The 18,600-nt window shown below is 59.9% G+C and carries 20 protein-coding genes; 8 read left to right on the forward strand and 12 right to left on the reverse strand.

Features of this window, described 5'->3' with window-relative positions:
* Positions 1–97 precede the first annotated feature (97 nt).
* From purF to alr, 6 genes are all read right to left on the reverse strand, one after another.
* Positions 98–1,606: an amidophosphoribosyltransferase gene (gene purF, locus EGT36_RS12115; RefSeq protein WP_037088941.1), complete on the reverse strand. Its 1,509-nt coding sequence runs from the start codon at positions 1,604–1,606 to the stop codon at positions 98–100.
* A gap of 138 nt (positions 1,607–1,744) precedes the next feature.
* A complete protein-coding gene (locus tag EGT36_RS12120) occupies positions 1,745–2,332 on the reverse strand; it encodes a CvpA family protein (RefSeq protein ID WP_004441017.1) in 588 nt (195 codons plus the stop codon).
* Positions 2,333–2,421: 89 nt separating this feature from the next.
* Positions 2,422–3,828: a DNA repair protein RadA gene (radA, locus tag EGT36_RS12125; protein WP_037088942.1), complete on the reverse strand. Its 1,407-nt coding sequence runs from the start codon at positions 3,826–3,828 to the stop codon at positions 2,422–2,424.
* A 5-nt stretch (positions 3,829–3,833) separates the two neighbouring features.
* The gene (locus EGT36_RS12130; RefSeq protein ID WP_353505579.1) at positions 3,834–4,160 is read right to left on the reverse strand and encodes a type II toxin-antitoxin system RelE/ParE family toxin; all 327 of its coding nucleotides are present in this window, start codon (positions 4,158–4,160) and stop codon (positions 3,834–3,836) included.
* Positions 4,153–4,422 carry a type II toxin-antitoxin system ParD family antitoxin gene (locus EGT36_RS12135; protein WP_006700150.1) on the reverse strand — a complete coding sequence of 90 codons (270 nt, stop codon included), beginning with the start codon at positions 4,420–4,422 and terminating at the stop codon, positions 4,153–4,155. Before EGT36_RS12135 ends, EGT36_RS12130 begins: the two co-directional genes overlap by 8 nt.
* Before the next feature lie 65 nt (positions 4,423–4,487).
* Positions 4,488–5,663 carry an alanine racemase gene (gene alr / locus EGT36_RS12140; protein ID WP_037088944.1) on the reverse strand — a complete coding sequence of 392 codons (1,176 nt, stop codon included), beginning with the start codon at positions 5,661–5,663 and terminating at the stop codon, positions 4,488–4,490.
* Between the two features lie 86 nt (positions 5,664–5,749).
* On the opposite strand from alr, the gene EGT36_RS12145 reads away from it, so the two are divergent.
* The 5 genes from EGT36_RS12145 (at position 5,750) to EGT36_RS31020 (ending at position 9,589) form a co-directional block, all read left to right on the forward strand.
* A complete protein-coding gene (locus tag EGT36_RS12145) occupies positions 5,750–6,607 on the forward strand; it encodes an AraC family transcriptional regulator (protein WP_037088945.1) in 858 nt (285 codons plus the stop codon).
* A 90-nt stretch (positions 6,608–6,697) separates the two neighbouring features.
* Positions 6,698–7,402, forward strand: coding sequence for an AzlC family ABC transporter permease (locus tag EGT36_RS12150; protein ID WP_037088947.1), 705 nt, complete (start codon positions 6,698–6,700; stop codon positions 7,400–7,402).
* Positions 7,399–7,701 (forward strand): AzlD family protein, encoded by a 303-nt coding sequence (locus tag EGT36_RS12155; protein WP_037088948.1) that lies wholly within the window; start codon positions 7,399–7,401, stop codon positions 7,699–7,701. Before EGT36_RS12150 ends, EGT36_RS12155 begins: the two co-directional genes overlap by 4 nt.
* Before the next feature lie 189 nt (positions 7,702–7,890).
* Positions 7,891–8,808: an ABC transporter transmembrane domain-containing protein gene (locus EGT36_RS31015; protein WP_286083923.1), complete on the forward strand. Its 918-nt coding sequence runs from the start codon at positions 7,891–7,893 to the stop codon at positions 8,806–8,808.
* Positions 8,809–8,848: 40 nt separating this feature from the next.
* Positions 8,849–9,589 carry an ATP-binding cassette domain-containing protein gene (locus tag EGT36_RS31020; protein ID WP_286084060.1) on the forward strand — a complete coding sequence of 247 codons (741 nt, stop codon included), beginning with the start codon at positions 8,849–8,851 and terminating at the stop codon, positions 9,587–9,589.
* Between the two features lie 60 nt (positions 9,590–9,649).
* On the opposite strand, the gene EGT36_RS12165 is transcribed toward EGT36_RS31020, so the two are convergent.
* A complete protein-coding gene (locus EGT36_RS12165) occupies positions 9,650–11,146 on the reverse strand; it encodes a replicative DNA helicase (RefSeq protein WP_004441029.1) in 1,497 nt (498 codons plus the stop codon).
* A 309-nt stretch (positions 11,147–11,455) separates the two neighbouring features.
* Between EGT36_RS12165 and EGT36_RS12170 the strand changes: the two genes are divergently transcribed.
* The 3 genes from EGT36_RS12170 to EGT36_RS12180 are packed head-to-tail and all read left to right on the forward strand — an operon-like array spanning position 11,456 to position 14,737.
* The gene (locus tag EGT36_RS12170; RefSeq protein ID WP_004441032.1) at positions 11,456–11,911 is read left to right on the forward strand and encodes a MarR family winged helix-turn-helix transcriptional regulator; all 456 of its coding nucleotides are present in this window, start codon (positions 11,456–11,458) and stop codon (positions 11,909–11,911) included.
* On the forward strand, positions 11,908–13,650 hold the full coding sequence (locus EGT36_RS12175; protein WP_022555929.1) for an MFS transporter: 1,743 nt from the start codon (positions 11,908–11,910) through the stop codon (positions 13,648–13,650). The genes EGT36_RS12170 and EGT36_RS12175 overlap by 4 nt, the downstream gene beginning before the upstream one ends.
* Before the next feature lie 19 nt (positions 13,651–13,669).
* Positions 13,670–14,737: an HlyD family secretion protein gene (locus EGT36_RS12180; protein ID WP_037089216.1), complete on the forward strand. Its 1,068-nt coding sequence runs from the start codon at positions 13,670–13,672 to the stop codon at positions 14,735–14,737.
* Positions 14,738–14,846: 109 nt separating this feature from the next.
* Here EGT36_RS12180 and rplI read toward each other — a convergent pair whose 3' ends face one another.
* From rplI to EGT36_RS12210, 5 genes are all read right to left on the reverse strand, one after another.
* Positions 14,847–15,422: a 50S ribosomal protein L9 gene (rplI, locus tag EGT36_RS12185; protein ID WP_004441037.1), complete on the reverse strand. Its 576-nt coding sequence runs from the start codon at positions 15,420–15,422 to the stop codon at positions 14,847–14,849.
* Positions 15,423–15,436: 14 nt separating this feature from the next.
* Positions 15,437–16,411, reverse strand: a complete 975-nt coding sequence (locus EGT36_RS12190; protein ID WP_125270436.1) for a DUF2232 domain-containing protein — start codon at positions 16,409–16,411, stop codon at positions 15,437–15,439.
* A 145-nt stretch (positions 16,412–16,556) separates the two neighbouring features.
* Positions 16,557–16,805, reverse strand: coding sequence for a 30S ribosomal protein S18 (rpsR, locus tag EGT36_RS12195; protein WP_003502063.1), 249 nt, complete (start codon positions 16,803–16,805; stop codon positions 16,557–16,559).
* A gap of 13 nt (positions 16,806–16,818) precedes the next feature.
* The gene (gene rpsF / locus EGT36_RS12200; protein ID WP_004441041.1) at positions 16,819–17,250 is read right to left on the reverse strand and encodes a 30S ribosomal protein S6; all 432 of its coding nucleotides are present in this window, start codon (positions 17,248–17,250) and stop codon (positions 16,819–16,821) included.
* A gap of 288 nt (positions 17,251–17,538) precedes the next feature.
* Entirely contained in the window at positions 17,539–18,582 is a 1,044-nt protein-coding gene (locus EGT36_RS12210; protein ID WP_037088953.1) for an aldo/keto reductase, read from the reverse strand.
* Positions 18,583–18,600 lie beyond the last annotated feature (18 nt).

Here is an 18,600-nt window from a genome sequence, read left to right on the forward strand (position 1 = left end):
TGCTGCAAGCAATTAAATTGCCGCAGCTCTCGGGCTGATAAAAGGCAAGAAAAAAGCGGCCGCCGGAGACCGGTGGCCGCTTGTTTTGTCGGGATTATCAGCCGTTGCTGGCCAGCATGGAAATCTTGCTGCCCATCGCCTCGCCGTTCTTGTCGAGGAGGCGGGTCGGATAATCGCCGGTGAAATAGTGGTCGGTGAACTGCGGCCGCGCCGGATTGCGGTTTTCACCGCCCACCGCGCGATAAAGCCCGTCTATCGACAGGAACGCCAGCGAATCGGCGCCGATATATTTCGCCATCGCCTCGACATCCGCATACTGGTTCGCCAGCAGCTTGTCGGCATCAGGCGTGTCGATGCCATAGAAATCCGGATGGAAGATCATCGGGCTGGCGACGCGGATATGCACTTCCTTGGCGCCAGCCTCGCGGATCATCTGCACGATCTTGACCGAGGTCGTGCCGCGCACGATGGAATCATCCACCAGCACCACGCGCTTGCCTTCGATCATCGCCCGATTGGCGGAATGCTTGAGCTTGACACCGAAGGCGCGGATCTGCTGGGTCGGCTCGATGAAGGTGCGGCCGACATAATGGTTGCGGATGATACCGTATTCGAAGGGAATGCCGCTCTCCTGCGCAAAACCGAGCGCTGCCGGCGTGCCGCCATCGGGAACCGGAACCACGACGTCGGCGTCGAGCGGCGCTTCCTTGGCAAGGTTCATGCCCATGTTCTTGCGCGTCGTGTAGACGTTGCGGCCGCCAACGACGGAATCGGGGCGGGCGAAATAGACATATTCGAACAGGCAGAGACGCTCGGGCTGCGGTTTCGAGGGCTTGCGCGCATCGATGGTGATCGAACCGTCAGGCTGGATCTCGCAGATGATGACTTCGCCGTTTTCAACGTCGCGCACGAATTTCGCGCCGATGATATCGAGAGCACAGGTCTCCGAGCAGAAGATAGGCTTGCCGTCCAGCTCGCCCATGACCAGCGGGCGGATACCGATCGGGTCACGCGCGGCAATCAGCTTGGTGCGGGTCATCGCCAGCATCGAGTAACCGCCTTCCATCTGCCTGATGGCATCGATGAAACGGTCGGCGGTGGAGGAATGACGGGAGCGGGCGATGAGGTGCAGCACGACTTCGGTATCCGAGGTCGACTGACAGATGGCGCCCGTCGCAATGATCTGGCGGCGCAGCGTCAGGCCGTTGGTGAAGTTGCCGTTATGGGCAATCGAAATACCGCCTTCTTCCAGTTCGGCAAACAGCGGCTGTACGTTGCGCATCGCCACTTCGCCGGTGGTGGAATAACGGGTGTGGCCGATGGCGATGGAGCCGGGCAGGCGGGCAAGCGTTGCGGGATCGGTATAATGATCGCCGACGAGGCCCATATGGCGTTCCTGATGGAAGCGCTTGCCGTCGAAGGAGACGATGCCGGCTGCTTCCTGGCCGCGATGCTGCAGCGCATGCAGGCCAAGCGCGGTCAGCGCCGAGGCGTCGGCATGGCCGAGAATGCCGAAAACGCCGCATTCTTCATGCAGCGTATCGCCGTCGATCTCTTCCTTGAAAGTGGTCCCATGGAATGTGGAATGCGAAAGCGGCTCAATCATCCGGCTTGCCCTTGCTCTCTACCGAGAAAAAAGAAAGACCATTCCGGTGAGTATTTCCCCCGGTCGGTCCGTCTGTGTCGTGCTTGATATTTAGCACAAATAGCGCGCCTTGCATGCATTGCAAGACGCGACACTGTGTCAATTATTCGTTGCCGGCGGATTTGTTGCCGGCACATCTTCGGCAGGCGCCTGCGTGGTCGTCTGTTCCTGCGGTTTTCCAAGGATGCGAGCGCGAATCTGCGGCTCGATATCGTCAGGCAGAACCGCCTCCAGCTTGCCCACCAGCCCGTCGAGGAAGGGCTTGGACTTCGCCTGCGTCACCCATTCCGGCTGCGTCTTCACATCCACCAGCCAGTTCCAGAAGGCGACCGCAACCACTAGAAGCAGAATGCCGCGCGCCGCGCCGAACAGGAAGCCCAGCGTACGGTCCAGTGCGCCGATGCGGCTGTCGATGATGAAATCGGCAATACGCGAGGTGATGAAGGAAATCACGATCAGCGAGACGAGGAAAACGACGCCTGCGGAACCGGCAATGGCGATCTTGTCGTCATCGGTATAGTTGCGCGCATAGGGCAGCAGGACCGGATAAAGATAATAGGCGGCGGCGACCGAACCGGCCCAGCTCGCAATCGACAGGATTTCGCGGGAAAAACCGCGGACCATCGCGAGAATGGCGGAGAAAAGAACAACGGCGATGACGATGCCGTCGAAAATTGTAATGGGCATATACCAACTCCGGAGGTGCGACGCCCTGTCAGGCGCTGCCTTGCCAATTTTGCGATCCTCTTACACCACTGTTTCCTTTGGCGAAAGGATCAATATTCGTCGTCCTCAACCTGTTTGAACCGGTTGCCGGAGCCGGCGATGCGGGCCACGAGGTCCGGAAGGCTTTCGATTTCCGTCCAGCGCCCCTTGCCGCCTTTCGGCAATTCAGCCGAAGCAGAAGGCAGAAGTGCGGCGGAAAAGCCGAGTTTTTCAGCTTCTTTCAATCGCTGGCCCGTATGCGAGACCGGGCGCACCGCGCCCGACAGGCTGATTTCGCCGAAATAGACGCAATCGGCGGGCAGGGCAAGACCGGCAAGCGAGGAAACCAGCGCAGAAGCAATAGCCATATCGGCGGCCGGCTCGGAAATCCGGTAGCCTCCGGCGACGTTGAGATAGACATCGTGCTGACCGAGCTTCACGCCGCAATGGGCCTCCAGTACCGCGAGAATCATGGCGAGTCGCGACGAATCCCAGCCGACCACCGCGCGGCGCGGTGTACCGAGCGAGGTGGGCGCGACCAGCGCCTGCACTTCAACGAGCACGGGGCGTGTCCCCTCGATGCCGGCAAAAACCGCAGCGCCCGGTGATTTTTCGTTGCGTTCTCCCAGAAACAGTTCGGATGGATTGGACACTTCCCTGAGGCCGCGATCCGACATTTCGAACACGCCGATTTCATCGGTCGGCCCGAAGCGGTTCTTGACGGTTCGAAGAATGCGGTAATGGTGGCCGCGGTCACCTTCGAAATAAAGGACGGCATCGACCATGTGCTCCACCACGCGCGGGCCAGCGATCTGGCCTTCCTTGGTGACATGGCCGACAAGCACCATGGTCGCGCCTGTCTGCTTGGCGAAACGGATCATCGCCTGCACGCCGGTGCGCACCTGTGTCACCGTGCCGGGGGCGGAATCGGCGGTATCGCTCCACAATGTCTGGATGGAATCGATGATGACGAGATCGGGCCGCTTGCCTTCGGAAATCGTCGCCAGAATATCCTCGACATTGGTTTCCGCCGCCAGAAGCACATCGGTTTCCGCAGCCCCCAGACGTTGCGCACGCAGACGCACCTGCGCCACCGCCTCTTCGCCGGAGACATAGATGATGCGATGGCGGCGCCGCGAAAGGGCGGCAGCCGCCTGCATGAGAAGCGTCGATTTGCCGATACCGGGATCCCCACCGATCAGAACGGCGGAACCGCGCACGAAACCGCCGCCGGTCGCCCGATCAAGTTCGCTGATGCCGGTTGGGATGCGGGGGGCTTCTTCGATTTCACCTGATAGTGAGGTGAGCGTCACGGGTCGGCCCTTCTTGGGAGCCTTGCCCGGGCCGGATCCGATGCCGCCCATCGGGTCTTCCTCGACGATGGTATTCCACTCGCCGCAGCCTTCGCATTTTCCCGCCCATCGGGTATGAACCGTGCCGCAGTTCTGGCACACGAATTGAGTTTTGGCTTTGGCCATCTATGTCAGTTTTCTTCTTGTTTGAAATGATCTGCGGAGATGTCTTGGTGGCCGTGGAGGACGCGCAGGACCGTAAGCTCATTCTCGTTGACGCGGAAGAAAATCACGCGGTCCCGATAGGCAATGCTGCGAAGCCCTGTTCCATAGCTGCTTCGTGAGACGCCGGACAGGCCGAGCGCCGCTAGCGATTCGACCTTGTCAAAAATTTCAAGCGCGAGACGGTCGGCCGCGGCCGGATTTTCCACTGCGATATAGGCGTGATCTTCAGCGACGTCCTGCCTTGCCCGCGTGGTCCAGATAACGGTCCGGATAACGGTCCGGATATTAATGATCGGTCCCCGTTTTTTGTTGCGCGGACAGGTTCTTGATGTCGCTCAGGAAAGCATCTCGCGACCGATAGCTGTGAACACGGCCGGCGTCAGCATCATCAATTCCTTCCTGCAATAGCAGCTTGAGTGCCGCTTTCTTTCCCTCATCGCTGCCCAGCAAACGAAGTCCAGCAGAAATCACTGCATCCGCATCGCTATAGACTCCAGCCGCCACCTGCTCCTCGATGAACTTCTCGTCCTGCTCGCTCAAATGGATTTCGGGCATTTCGATCTCCTTTTGTTCTCTTTTAACACAGGTCGCGTGAGCTTTCCAAGCGCTAAAGGCGCGTCTCAGTCATCCGCCATCAGATATTGCCGCTCATATCGCAGACCAAGTCCTGTCAACATCTCATAGCCGATCGTTCCTGCCGCCCGTGCAGTCTCGTCTACGGGCACATTGGGACCGAAAAGCTCGACATAGTCTCCGGTTCGAATGGCATTGGCCGGAACATCCGTCACGTCGAAGATGGTGAGGTCCATGGTGACGCGGCCAGCAACCGGCACCTTGTAGCCGTTGACGACACCGTATGCGCCGCCATGGCCCATTTCGCGCAGCGGAATGCCGGAACCGGACAGCGAACGCTGGTATCCGTCCGCGTAACCGACAGTCGCGATGGCGAGGCGGCTTGCGCGTTTCAGCAGAAAGGTGCCGCCATAACTGACGGTCTGGCCTTCGCCCGCATCGCGGATCTGGATGATGCGCGCTTCGGCTTTGGCGACCGGCCGCATGGGATTTGCAACGTCGTTGACCGCCTCTCCGCCATAGAGCGATATGCCGGGACGGGTAAGGTCGAAATGATAATCCGGGCCGAGAAAGATACCGGCGGAAGCCGAGAGGCTTGATTCGATACCTTCGAAAGCAGTGCTAACCGTCCGGAATGATTCGAGCTGCGCCCTGTTCATCGGCGAGGAGGGCGTGTCGGCACAGGCGAGATGGGACAGCACCAGAACCGGGTCAAAACTTGCCGGCCGGGTCACGTCGTCGGCCAGAAACAGCGCATCGTCGAGCGGCAGTCCGAGACGGTTGAAGCCGGTGTCCACATGCAGTGCGCAGGGGTGATCGCCACGCTCGGCCACCGTCGCCATCCAGAAGGAAAGTTGCTCCTCGGAGGCGAGAACCGGCACCAGATCATTGTCGAAGACCTGCCGTTCCTGGCCCTGCCAGATGCCTGACAGGACGAAGATGCGTGCTTCAGGTGCATAGGAACGCAGGGTCTCACCCTCGGCAACCGTTGCCACGAAGAAGTCGCGCGCGCCGGCATGGTAGAGCGCTGCGCCGCAATCCTCGATGCCGAGGCCATAGGCATCGGCCTTCACGACGGCCGCTGTCCGCGCCTTACCGGAGCGTCTCCTCATGTCCCGCCAATTATCGGCCAGCGCACCGAGATCGACGGTCAGCCGCAGTGGCGCGTGTTCGAAAGCGTCGGTTTCGGTTTCAGCGAATGTATCCTCGAAGTCGTCTGTCATGCCATGCGTCCGGTTGATTTTGGAACCGGCCAGACCCTAGCACTTTTGTTCAAGACGGTAAGGATCGAATGCTCTAAACTTCGCTCATGCACAATGTTTCGCAGGAACAGGCCCTCGATTTCATGCCCGTCGCCACGACGGAAACCACGCGTTTCTGGCGGGACGGACATTTTGGCGGCATGGAATGCCTGAGTGCTACGTTTCTCACCCATGAATATTCGCCCCACGCCCATGACACGTTTTCGATAGGCGCCATCGAAAGCGGCTCGCAGATTTCCACCATTCAGGGCACCACCGAACAGACAGGGCCAGGGCATCTCTATCTCATCAATCCGGACGAGATTCACGATGGTGCACCAGGCGGCGGCGGTTACCGTTACCGGATGATCTATCCCGACACCGCACTGCTGCGCGATATCATCGAGGATGTGACGGGCAGGGCCTTCCACGGTACGCCGTCATTCCCGAAGTTTCTGCCGCGCGATCCGCAGATGGCGGCCGCCTTTCAGATGGCGCACCGGCGTCTGGAGGAGAAATCCGGTGCCCTCGAGGCTGATGAGGGCATGTTCTCGGTTCTCGCCGCCCTTTTCGGCAGGCATGGCAGCGCCATTATCCTGCCGGTCGAAACGCGCGAGAAAACGGCGGTTTACACCGCCCGCGACTATCTTTCCGACAATTACGAGACCGATATCGGCCTTGAGGAACTGGCTTCCATTGCCGGTCTCAGCCGCGCGCACCTTATCCGTGCTTTCAGGAAAGAGTTCCACATCACCCCGCACGCCTATCTGACTGACGTCCGCATCCGCAGGGCGCGTCGGCTTCTGCGCGCCGGCGAGATGCCGGCCGAGGTGGCGGCGATGTGCGGTTTTGCGGACCAGGCGCATTTCACCCGGCATTTCAAGGCGCGCACCGGCATTACCCCGGGCCAGTTTCGCATGGGGTGATGCCGGCACACGCATTCCTGTGTGACGTCACTTTCGTACAAGACCGGTGGATGTCTTACGCGTAATCGCTCTCCTGAAAGGGAGAAAGCGATGTCAATATGGGACAAAAGGACGGAATTCGTCGCGGGATTACGGGCCGCCGCGCCATTGCTCGTGGCCATGGTGCCGATCGGCGTCGTGTTTGGCGCGGTCGCCATCGGCAAGGGCCTGTCGCCGCTCGAAGCCTCGCTGATGTCGCTGCTGGTCTTCGCCGGCGGCTCGCAATTCGTGGCGATGGACTTATGGACCCATCCGGCTAGCTGGAGCGCGCTCGGCTTTGCGGCGCTGCTCGTCAATCTGCGCCACGTGCTGATGAGCGCTTCCATCGCCGGCAAGCTGGACGATTTCCGGGGCTGGCGGAAATATGCGGCCATGCTGGTGCTGACGGATGAATCCTGGGCGTTGTCGGAGTTTCGTGTCATTGCAAACAGGCTAACGGCAGGTTTCTTCACCGGCGCTGCATTGTCGATCTATATCGTCTGGAACCTGGCCACCCTCACCGGTGCTTTGCTGGGTTCGGTCATGGGCGACATGTCGGTCATCGGGCTGGATTTCGCCTTTCCCGCCGTCTTTATCGTGCTGCTCATGGGGTTCTGGAAGGGCCGGGAAACCGGCTTGGTGCTTCTGGCAAGCGCTTCCGCCGCCTGTCTCACCCATGCGCTGGTGCCCGGAGCCTGGTATATCGCCGCCGGTGCGCTCGCGGGCCTCGCCGTCGCGGCCTTCGGCCACGAGAAACAGGCGGAGCAGCCGGCATGACGCTCGACCCGAATACGCTGCTGACGATTCTCGCCATGATGGCGGCAACCGTCGCAACACGCCTCGGCGGCCTGTTGCTTGTCAGTCGGTTTACCCTGACCGCGCGCCTTAAAAAGGCCCTCGGCGTAGTGCCGCCCGCCGTCCTGATGGCCGTGGTGACGCCGACGGCGCTCGCCAGCGGGCCGGCGGAAACCATCGCCTGCGCAATCACCGCGGTTGCGGCGCTGCGCCTCAGCCTTCTGCCGGCGGCAACAGTCGGCGTGGCGGCCGTGGCGCTGCTGCGCGGAATCGGTTTGTGAAGCGATCCCCTCAACCGGCTGAAAAGACTCTCTCCAAAGGGCCGCAGGAAGCGCCGGCCCGTTAGAATATCGTCTCAGCATCCTATCAAATCCAGATCTCAGCCCCTGAGACGGGGTTGAGGAGGTGGCATCTGGCGGCTATCCAATGGCCTGTGGCATTTGTCACGCAGCGGCCGGCGGGAGAGAGAGATGACGGGCATTCGTGAAGTTGCATTCGAGCCGCTTTCCAGGATTTATGCCGAAGACCTGAAGTCCTCATGGCCGTCGATCACGTTTTTGCTGCTGACGATCCTGTGCGGGTCTCTTCTCGCTTCCGCCGGTCCTTATGTGTTTTCCCGCCTGATCGACGATCTGCCGGACGCTCCGCGGCAGTGGATGCTTGGATTTTCGTTTTATGCCGGCCTGACGGCATTGGCGACGGCCATTCAGCGCTCCACGCAATATATGTCGGTCATCCATTCGGAACGGCTGGAATATGTGGCTACGACGCGCTTCTTCGAGCGCATTGTCCATAAAAACGCGTCATTCTTCAATGATCACAACCCGGCGGAAATTCAGGCCGCACAGACAAGGGGCGCTTCGGCCGCATCTGCAATCATGCAGATCGGTCTTATCTATTTCGTTCCGGGCCTCGCCACGTTTCTGTTCAGCACCCTGTTGCTGGGGGCGGTCCTCAGTGCGGATCTGGTGGCCATCGTCATTCTCTATGGTGCGGCCTTCATCGCGCTCACCCTTGCCTCGAACCGGCTGACCTCGCCATTTCTGGAAAAGGCCATCGAAGCCGGACAGCAGAATGCCGGTTTTTGTTGGAAACGCCATCAGCATGATCGAGCCCTTGCGGCACACGGGCAGCACGGCGTGGATGAAGCGTCGCTTTGCGGAGAATGCGGGCTCGATCTACCGGAACTGGCGGCTTTATTCCCTGCGCCGTATTGGTTTTGTCTTTACCATCTCCCTCGCTCTGGCCGTGCAGATGATCATAGGCTTTTATCTCCTTCTGCCGCGCTACGAGACCGGAGAGCTCTCGATCGGCGATATCGTTCTCTTCAACACGCTTCTGCTTCAGCTCAACATGCCTTTCGAACTGATCGGGCAATCCATCAGTGAGGCGCTACGATCCTTCGCCCAATTCGCGCCCTATGCCCGCATGTGGAATGAGCCAGAAGAGCAGGAGGAGTCTGCGGATACACGCCCGTTGCGGCTGTCGGGCAGAGTGATAGAGTTTCATCAGGTGGGCTTTCGCTACGAAAACGGTCGCGGCGTTGAAGGCGTCTCTTTCACCGCAACGCCAGGACGTCTGACCTTCATTACCGGCGAGACCGGCTCCGGCAAATCGACACTCTTCCGGCTTTTGCAGAAAACCGTGGTGCCGCAATCCGGGCGCATCACTGTCGATGGCGCCGATCTCACAGCCATCGGCCGGGACGACTGGTTCGCCGCGGCGGGTATCGTTCCGCAGGAGGTGCAATTGCTGAACGATACGTTGCGCAGCAATATCGTGCTCGGGCGGGCGCTGGATGAGGAAAAACTGCGCCGCTCCGCCGAGCGGGCCGCCATCCTCGACAGGATTGAGGCGATGCCGGAGGGTTTCGATACGATTGTCGGTGAAAGGGGGCTGAAGCTTTCCGGCGGCGAGCGCCAGCGGGTTGCCCTTGCCCGTGCGCTCTACGGCGAACCGGCCATTCTGCTGCTCGATGAGGCAAGCTCGGCGCTGGACGAGGAGACGGAGCGGGAAATCATGGAACAGCTGAGACGGATCGACAGCGATATCACCATCATTGCCATCACCCACCGCCAGAGCAGCATTCGCGCCGGCGATCAGGTCATTACATTGCCTAAAGGGATAATCGATGAATCGGGTTCTGAGGGATCAGTTCCAAGCCGTTGAAAAGACTCCGCCCCATCCCTGAAACAGGACGGGGCGTTATTGATAGAAGGCTGCCTCGCCTCAATGTTCTTCGTATTGGCTGAAGCTCGGATCGGCCAAGTCCGTAAAGCGGGTGAATTCGGACTGGAAGGCAAGCTTCACGGTGCCGGTCGGTCCGTGACGCTGCTTGGCGATGATGACGTCAGCCGTGCCTTTTACCTTGTCGAACAGCGCTTCCCACTCGGCATATTTCGGATCGGCAGGATCGCGCGGCTCCATGTTCTTGACGTAATATTCCTCGCGGAACACGAACAGCACCACGTCGGCGTCCTGCTCGATGGAACCTGATTCACGCAGGTCGGAAAGCTGCGGGCGCTTGTCTTCGCGGCTTTCCACCGCACGGGAGAGCTGTGACAGCGCGATGATCGGAACATTGAGTTCCTTGCCCAACGCCTTCAGGCCCGTGGTGATCTGGGTGATTTCCTGCACGCGGTTTTCGCCGCTCTTGCCGGAGCCGGTCATCAGCTGAACGTAGTCGACCACTAGAACATCGAGGCCGCGCTGGCGCTTCAGGCGGCGGGCGCGCGCGGAAAGCTGGGCAATCGAGATACCACCGGTCTGGTCGATGTAAAGCGGCACCTTCTGCATCATCTGTGAGCAGGCGACGAGTTTTTCGAAATCGGCCTCGGTGATGTCACCGCGACGGATTTTCGACGAGGAAACTTCGGTCTGCTCTGAAATGATACGCGTTGCCAGCTGTTCGGAGGACATTTCGAGCGAGTAGAAACCGACAACGCCGCCATTTTTCGCCTTGAACGAGCCGTCCGGCTGCACTTCCTGCTCATAGGACGCGGCGATATTGTAGGCGATGTTGGTCGCAAGCGAGGTCTTGCCCATACCCGGACGACCGGCAAGCACGATAAGGTCGGAACGCTGCAAGCCACCCATGCGGGCGTCAAGCGAGTGGATGCCGGTTGAGATGCCGGAGAGGTTACCGTCGCGCTCGAAGGCTGCGCCCGCCATGTCGATCGCCAGCGCCACCGCGTCGTTGAACGACTGGAAGCCGCCGTCGTAACGGCCGGTTTCCGCCAGTTCGAACAGGCGCCGTTCGGTGTCTTCGATCTGTGCCTGCGGCGGCATGTCCAAGGGCGCGTCATAGGCGATGTTGACGACATCCTCGCCGATCTGGATCAGCGCGCGGCGCAGCGCCAGATCATAGATCGCCCGGCCGTAATCTTCCGCGTTGATGATCGACACGGCTTCTGCCGCCAGGCGCGCGAGATACTGCGCCACCGTCAGGTCGCCGATCTTGTCGTCGGCCGGCAGGAAGGTCTTGATCGTCACCGGATTGGCGGTCTTGCCCATGCGGATGATATCGCCTGCCACCTCGAAAATCTTGCGGTGCAGCGGTTCGTAGAGGTGCACGGGCTTCAAGAAGTCCGATACGCGGTAATAGGCGTCGTTATTGACGAGGATGGCGCCGAGCAGCGCCTGTTCGGCCTCGATATTGTTCGGCGCTTCGCGGTAATGCGGTTCCGCCGGTTGCGCGGGGGTGATCTTTCTCACAGCGTCGTTCATGGTTTGCGCGATCTCCCTTTGCCTGTTCTTACACCTCGGGTTTGGCTTTCTGTGCCATTGCAGTCAATGATATTGTTGCAACACTCCATGGCAGGCCGACGTCCGCTGAGCGAAGTCAGATCACATCTTCAGTTGTCCCCAGCAATCCACAGGCGGGATGGGGACAAAGCGGGAAATTTCCCGGCAACGTGATTCGCCGCCATGAGTTTACCGCATGGCAGACCCGGCACGAAAGAAACTTGAAAATCGTCAGCCTTACGAATAAATAGGCAGAAAATAAGTAGTGTACTAATTATAAGGCTTGCTGACATGTCCCGCGAGACCGACAAGGAACAGCTTCTCGATGAAGTTTCCGCTTTCACCCGCAAACTGCGCGCGTTTTTCGATGCGCGGGTAGGGGAAAGCGGGCTGACGCTGGCGCGTGCGCGTGCACTTTTCGCGCTCTCGCGGCGCGGACCGTTGACGCAGACGGAGCTCGCGGAGGAAATGGAAATTGAGACACCGACACTGGTGCGGGTGCTTGATGGCATGGAGAAGCAGAACCTCATCGAACGCCGATCCGATGAGAACGACCGGCGTGCCAAACGTATTCACATGACGGCGGAGGGCGAAGAAACCTCGCAGACGGTGCAGGAAATGGCAAAGTCGCTGCGTTCGGAAATCGCCGCCGATATCTCCTCGCAGGAGCTGGCAATGGCGCTGGATGTCATGCGGCGGCTTTCGGCCAATCTGCAAAATCTTGCAGCGGGGAGGGCGCAATCGTGAGCACCTCTTTACCGCTAACGGCAGCGTCGGACGCCGCCGAAAAGGACAGGCCCGCCAATGGCCCCATAGAAACGACGGGCCCGGCTCAATCACCGGACGCCGGCGCCGGCAGCGGCACGCAGGCTCCGTCTGCCGCAGCTGCACCTCAGCCGGTGGAGCGGCCATTGTGGCTGCGGCTGTGTTTCATTTTTGCAGGCCTGTCGTTTTTCATTACGCAGGGCCTCGGCATGAACCTCGTCATGGCCAATATCTACCAGCTGCAGGGCGAGTTTTCGGCGACGGTGGCCGAGGTCGCCTGGTTATCCGCTGCCTATATGGCGCCCTATGCCACCTTTTCCATCGCCTTGTTCAAGGTGCGCGCGCAATATGGCCTGCGGCCCTTCGCCGAACTTTCGATCATCGCCTTCGTGGTTGCTTCCTGCCTCAACCTCTTCGTGACGGACCTGCATTCGGCCATCGTCATCCGCTTCGTCAGCGGCATGGCCGCCGCGCCGATTTCCTCGCTCGGCTTTCTCTATATTCTTGAGGCCTTTCCGCCCGCGCGAAAATTCTCGCTGGGATTCAGCATTGCACTGACAGGTACGCTGTTGTCGGCGCCGCTTGCGCGCATGGTGTCACCCTCGCTGCTGGCGATCGATGGCTGGAATGCCCTTTATTCGATGGAGGTCGGTTTTGCGCTGATTTCCTTCGCCATGATTTACGTCCTCAAGGTCACACCGCCGCCGCGTGCGAAGGTGATCGAGCGTATGGATATCCTCAGCTATCTCCTGTTTGCGGGCGGTCTCGGTTGCCTTGCAGTCATGCTGACGCTCGGCCGGTTCTACTGGTGGTTCGAAACCTGGTGGCTTGGCGCGCTGCTGGCGACATCCATCGCGCTTCTGACACTGATGGCTTTCATCGAATTGCCGCGTAAGAACCCGTTGCTCGACCTGCGCTGGATTTTCTCCAAAACCAACCTGCACGCCATTGCCGTCCTGCTTGTCTACCGGGCGGTCTCGTCGGAACAATCCTCCACCGCGGTCAGCTTCTATCAGCAGCTTGGCTTGCTCAACGACCAGACCACCATGCTTTATGCCCTCGTGCTGCTTGCCACCATTCTTGGCGGGGCGGCCTGCGCATGGCTGATGTTGACGAAATATGTCGAAACCGCCCATGTCATTGCGCTGACACTGATCGCGGCTGGTTCCTTTATGGACAGCCAGTCGACGAACCTCACCCGCCCCGAACAGATGTATCTCAGCCAGATGATGATCGCCTTCGGTGCGGCCATGTTCCTGCCGCCTGTCATGGCGAAGGGTTTCGGCGCAGCACTGGCCCGGGGTGCGCCTTATCTGGTGAACTTCATCACCATCTTCCTGTTTACGCAGATCACCGGTTCCATGCTGATGACGGGGCTGCTCGGCAGTTTCGTAACGCTGCGGGAGAAATTCCACTCCAATGTGCTGGTGGAGAACATCCTGCTCACCAACCCTCTCGTTGCCCAGCGTGTCTCCCAGCTTTCCGGTGCTTACAGCCATGTCATCACCGATCCGGCATTGCTGAAGGCGGAGGGGTTGTCGCTGCTTGGCCAGCAGGTCAGCCGGGAAGCCTATGTGCTTGCCTATAATGACACGTTCCTGCTCATCTCCGTCGTTTCCGCGTTGGCGCTGGCCGCGCTTTTGATCCACCTCGCATGGTTGCGCATCCGCCCCTTCCTTTTCCGGGAGGATATCGATGCCGCACCGGCCCCCCAGTCTTGAACGTTCCAAGAGTGCCAAAATGTTGAAGAAGTTTTTTACTCCCGTTTCCATTCTCGTGCTGCTCGGCGGTTTCGCCGGTGTTGCGCTCGTGCTTTACGCCTGGCGGCTGCCGCCCTTTCTCTCCACCGTGGAAATGACCGACAACGCCTTCGTGCGCGGTTACGTCACGACCATGAGCCCGCAGGTCAGCGGATATGTCGTGGATGTGCCGGTGAAGGATTATCAGGAGGTGAAGCAGGGTGCTTTGCTGGCGAAGATTGATGACCGCATCTATCGCCAGAAACAGGCGCAGGCGGAAGCAACGCTCGGTACGCAAAAGGCGGCTCTCGATAATTCCCGCCAGCAGGAAAATGCAGCCAACGCCCATATTCTTTCCAGCCAGGCCGCGGTCGACAGCGCCGAAGCCTCGCTGAAACAGGCTCAACTGGCATCCGACCGGCAGGATAATCTCATAAAAAGCGGCGTGGGAACTTCCAGCCTTCAGGAAGAAGCCCATGCCGCACTGGAAAAGGCGCGGGCATCGCTCTCGCAGGCGAAAGCCGCCCTTGAGGTTTCACGGCAGGATCTGCAGACCATCATCGTTAACCGCAGTTCGCTGCAGGCTGCGGTCGCAAATGCCGAAGCGGCCGTCGAGCTTGCCCGGATCGACCTCGCCAATACCGAAATCCGTGCGCCCGTGGATGGCAGGCTCGGCGAAATCGGCGTGCGCACTGGCCAATATGTCACCGCCGGCACGCAGCTGATGGCCGTTGTGCCGCATGATGTCTGGGTTATCGCCAATTTCAAGGAGACCCAGCTTGCGGGCATGCAGGTCGGCCAACCTGTGACGATTTCCGTCGATGCGCTGCATCGCCGGAAGCTGACCGGCCATGTGGAGCGTTTTTCGCCCGCCACGGGTTCGGAATTCGCCGTTATCAAGCCCGACAATGCGACCGGCAATTTCGTGAAAATCGCCCAGCGTCTCGGTGTGCGCATCACCATCGACGCGGATCAGCCGCTGGCGGCAGAACTTTCGCCGGGCATGTCTGTGGTGGTGCATGTGGACAAGAGCAAGGCGCCCGATGGGGCGGAGACGGCGGCGAGGTAGTCTGGCGTTGAGTTTGCGGAGGGATAACCCCTCTGCAAACTCAGACCACGCAAACAAAAAACCCCGGATGTCGCCATCCGGGGTTTTCCTTTGACCGTTAGGCCAGATCTTACTCGTCGTCGCCGTCGCGGTCAGCTTCCGGATCGAAGAAGTCTTCCGGACGCAGCGCGTCTTCGTCAACGCCGTAGATGGCGTCAGCGGAGGTGAGGCTTTCGCCCTTGGCCTGACGCTCTGCTTCTTCAGCCGAACGGGCAACGTTCAGCTCGACCTGCAGCTCGACTTCGGCGTGCAGGTGCAGGGTAACGTTGTGCAGGCCGATGGTCTTGATCGGCGTGTTCAGCTCAACCTGGTTGCGGCCGATGTTGAAGCCTTCGGCAGCCAGGATTTCAACGACGTCGCGGGCAGCAACAGAACCGTACAGCTGACCGGTTTCGCCAGCCGAACGGACAACGATGAAGGACTTGCCTTCGAGTGCTTCGGCAACCTTCTGGGCTTCCGACTTGCGCTCGAGGTTACGAGCTTCGAGCGTTGCGCGCTCGGTTTCGAAACGGGTCTTGTTGGCGGCGTTGGCGCGCAGCGCTTTGCCCTGCGGCAGCAGGAAGTTACGGGCATAGCCGTCGCGAACCTTGACGGTTTCGCCCATCTGGCCGAGCTTGTTGATGCGTTCGAGAAGAATAACGTCCATCTTCTTGATCCTTTCTATGGTTTGGTTTCGTTCGTAGTGTCGGTTTTCCGCGCCGGCGTCAGGGAGATCGTGTTGCGCACGTCGCTGAGGCCGAACACGAGAATGATGAACAGCGGAAAGACAAAGACCGCCGAGAGATATGCGAGAATGAGTACGGGCAGGCGCCAGTCCTTGCCGCGGGCGCGCTTGTGCAGCGAGGCATAACCCGCCATCAGGAAGCCCGCGCCAAAGGTGCCGCAGATGACCGCGCCGATCATGGCCGCCACGCCGCCAAGGAACATGGCGAGAATGCCGGCCAGAAAAATGAAGATCGCGTTGCGATGCATGCGCAGTGCCGAGGGAATGTCCTCACGCGGGCGCAGGCCCTTGCCGAAAGAGCCGACCAGCCGGGTCGCGAAATAATAGGCCCCAAACAGAAGGATGACCCAGAGACCACCCTGAACAATGGGAAGCATCAGCACCAGCAGCGATTTCGTCTGGGCGAGCGCTTCGGCATTGGGTTCGAACAGCGGTTCGCGGTTCTGCACCGAGGTCATCATGATATCGACCATGCGCGCGACCAGATCAGGGCCGTAACCGATCATCCAGCCAAGAATGACGACGGCGACCGAAACCAGAATGCACAGGTGCAGTACGATGCCGGAGAGCGGATACCAGGCAAGCAGATCATCCGGGCCGCCGATTTCGGAAGCCGGGCGCGCCAGATTGGCGAGATGCGAAAGCCAGCCCGCCGGGATCAGCGTGAAGATCGCGATGGTCAGTGCAAACAGCGGTGACATGACCAGCGCACCGATGATGGCGGTGGTGATGATGGCGACGATGGCGGCGCGATTACCCCAGCCCATGCCTGCGATCAGGATCGGCATGGCGGAACCGGCATAGAGCAGGAAGGAAAAGGACGACTGTGCCGTTGCGCCAAGCGTTAAAAACGCGGCGCATATGCCGGCGAGAACGCCGGAGATCAGCACTGTCTGGTTCAACTTTTGCACTTCGCTGTCCTGCTGAAACTAAGCAGTTAGAGGATCGCTCGTGAGAGCCTCATCCCCAACATGGGATTTAGAGTATCGATCCGCGCCCAACGCGGAAGGATCTGGAAAAGCGAGGCCGCGCTAAACGCAGCCTCGCTTCAATTCATTAAGCTACAACGTAGGGCAGCAGGCCGAGGAAACGGGCGCGCTTGATCGCCTGGGCGAGTTCGCGCTGCTTCTTCTGGGAAACGGCCGTGATGCGGGAAGGAACGATCTTGCCACGCTCGGAAATGTAGCGCTGCAGGAGACGTACGTCCTTGTAGTCGATCTTCGGAGCGTTGGCGCCGGAGAAGGGGCACGTCTTGCGACGGCGGTGGAACGGGCGGCGTGCCTGGGAAGAGGATGCGTCAGCCATTGGTCAATTCTCCTTATGCACGGTCTTCGCGCGGACGGCGCGGACGGTCTTCGCGGGGACCACGATCTTCACGCGGGCCACGGTCCGGACGGTCGCCATCGCGGCGCGGACGGTCGTCACGGTCGCGCTTCTGCATCATCGCGGACGGGCCTTCTTCGTGGGCTTCGACGGCGATGGTCATGTAGCGAAGAACGTCTTCGTTGATGCGCATCTGGCGCTCGACTTCATGGATGGCGGCCGCCGGAGCGTCGATGTCCATGAGAGCGTAGTGAGCCTTGCGGTTCTTCTTGATGCGGTAGGTGAGGGACTTCAGACCCCAGTTCTCGATGCGTCCGACTTTGCCGCCGAACGATTCGATAACGCCCTTGTACTGCTCGACAAGTGCGTCGACCTGCTGGGCAGAAATATCCTGCCGGGCAAGGAAGATGTGTTCGTAAAGAGCCATTTAAGCTTTGCCTTTCTTGCGTTTCGTCCTTCACCCGGCAACGGCGCTAAGCCTCAACGACTGCTCCTGAAAAGGCGTGAGCCTTAAAGCAAGAAAAGCGTTGTTCGAGACGGTCGAGAGCGGAGACACGGGAGGCCGGAAAAACCTTATGGTTCCTGCTGTTCCGTCACCGGAACCAGCCCTCCGTTCAGCCACCAGCCAATTGGACCGGGTGTTGTGAACAGTGCGCTTATACGGATTTTTGCCCGGAATGCAAGGGCAGAGGCGAAAAAGCGCGCCGTTCGATCATCAGATCGGCATTGGATATTGCCGGTGAATGGCTGCGATGCCCTTCAGCACGTCCTCGGAAAGAGTGACATCCGCTGCCGCAATATCAACCTTCAGCTGCTCCATCGTGGTGGCGCCGATGATGACGGAGGCCATGAAGGGGCGCGTCAGGCAGAAGGCAATGGCGAGCTTTGCGGGGTCGATACCATGCGCGGCGGCAAGCTCCAGATAGGCCTTTACCGGTGCTTCCTGAAGCGGCTGCAGGCGGCCACCGAGATCCTTGTTGATGGTTCCGCGTGAACCGGCGGGACGAGCGCCGTTCTGGTATTTGCCGGTCAGCAGCCCTGCTGCCAGCGGTGAATAGGCGAGCAGGCCGACATCTTCATGGTGGGCGACTTCCGCCATGTCCAGATCGAAGCTGCGATAGAGCATGTTATATTCGTTCTGGATCGTGGCGACGCGCGGGAGGCCCTTGGCTTCGGCGATGTCGATATATTTTTGCGTGCCCCAGGCGCTTTCGTTGGAAAGGCCAATGGCGCGGATTTTTCCGGCCTTTACCAGTTCGCCGAGCGTTTCCAGCTTTTCGGTGATTTCGGCAAGCGTGCGCGCCGTGTCCTGACCGGAAGCGTCAAAGCTCCATGCGCCTCGGAAATGATAGGTGCCGCGATTCGGCCAGTGGATTTGGTAGAGGTCTATATAGTCGGTCTTGAGGCGCTGGAGGCTGGTATCGACAGCCTCACGGATTGCGGCTGCGTCGATATCGCGACCGCCACGAATGTAATCGCGTCCTGAGCCGGCAACCTTGGTCGCGAGCACGACCTGATCGCGCTTTCCGGTCTTTTCAAACCACGAGCCGATATAATCTTCCGTCCGGCCCTGGGTCTCCGCGGAAACGGGCGTGGTGGGGTAAAGCTCTGCCGTATCGAAGAAATTCACGCCGTTCTCGACGGCGTAATCCATCTGCGCATGCGCTTCGGCTTCGGTATTCTGTGTGCCCCATGTCATGGTGCCGAGGCAGATTTCAGACACGGAAATATCCGTGCGGCCCAATAGTCTCTGTTTCATGGAAATGTCCCGGTGCTT

Source organism: Agrobacterium sp. FDAARGOS_525, from assembly GCF_003938925.1.
GTDB lineage: Bacteria > Pseudomonadota > Alphaproteobacteria > Rhizobiales > Rhizobiaceae > Agrobacterium > Agrobacterium pusense.

Excerpts from the sequence above, each read along its gene's own strand:
- purF (WP_037088941.1), bottom strand. The coding sequence starts at position 1,606 with ATGATTGAGCCGCTTTCGCATTCCACATTCCATGGGACCACTTTCAAG.
- EGT36_RS12120 (WP_004441017.1), bottom strand. The coding sequence starts at position 2,332 with ATGCCCATTACAATTTTCGACGGCATCGTCATCGCCGTTGTTCTTTTC.
- radA (WP_037088942.1), bottom strand. The coding sequence starts at position 3,828 with ATGGCCAAAGCCAAAACTCAATTCGTGTGCCAGAACTGCGGCACGGTT.
- EGT36_RS12135 (WP_006700150.1), bottom strand. The coding sequence starts at position 4,422 with ATGCCCGAAATCCATTTGAGCGAGCAGGACGAGAAGTTCATCGAGGAG.
- alr (WP_037088944.1), bottom strand. The coding sequence starts at position 5,663 with ATGACAGACGACTTCGAGGATACATTCGCTGAAACCGAAACCGACGCT.
- EGT36_RS12145 (WP_037088945.1), top strand. The coding sequence starts at position 5,750 with ATGCACAATGTTTCGCAGGAACAGGCCCTCGATTTCATGCCCGTCGCC.
- EGT36_RS12150 (WP_037088947.1), top strand. The coding sequence starts at position 6,698 with ATGTCAATATGGGACAAAAGGACGGAATTCGTCGCGGGATTACGGGCC.
- EGT36_RS12155 (WP_037088948.1), top strand. The coding sequence starts at position 7,399 with ATGACGCTCGACCCGAATACGCTGCTGACGATTCTCGCCATGATGGCG.
- EGT36_RS31015 (WP_286083923.1), top strand. The coding sequence starts at position 7,891 with ATGACGGGCATTCGTGAAGTTGCATTCGAGCCGCTTTCCAGGATTTAT.
- EGT36_RS31020 (WP_286084060.1), top strand. The coding sequence starts at position 8,849 with ATGTGGAATGAGCCAGAAGAGCAGGAGGAGTCTGCGGATACACGCCCG.
- EGT36_RS12165 (WP_004441029.1), bottom strand. The coding sequence starts at position 11,146 with ATGAACGACGCTGTGAGAAAGATCACCCCCGCGCAACCGGCGGAACCG.
- EGT36_RS12170 (WP_004441032.1), top strand. The coding sequence starts at position 11,456 with ATGTCCCGCGAGACCGACAAGGAACAGCTTCTCGATGAAGTTTCCGCT.
- EGT36_RS12180 (WP_037089216.1), top strand. The coding sequence starts at position 13,670 with ATGTTGAAGAAGTTTTTTACTCCCGTTTCCATTCTCGTGCTGCTCGGC.
- rplI (WP_004441037.1), bottom strand. The coding sequence starts at position 15,422 with ATGGACGTTATTCTTCTCGAACGCATCAACAAGCTCGGCCAGATGGGC.
- rpsR (WP_003502063.1), bottom strand. The coding sequence starts at position 16,805 with ATGGCTGACGCATCCTCTTCCCAGGCACGCCGCCCGTTCCACCGCCGT.
- rpsF (WP_004441041.1), bottom strand. The coding sequence starts at position 17,250 with ATGGCTCTTTACGAACACATCTTCCTTGCCCGGCAGGATATTTCTGCC.
- EGT36_RS12210 (WP_037088953.1), bottom strand. The coding sequence starts at position 18,582 with ATGAAACAGAGACTATTGGGCCGCACGGATATTTCCGTGTCTGAAATC.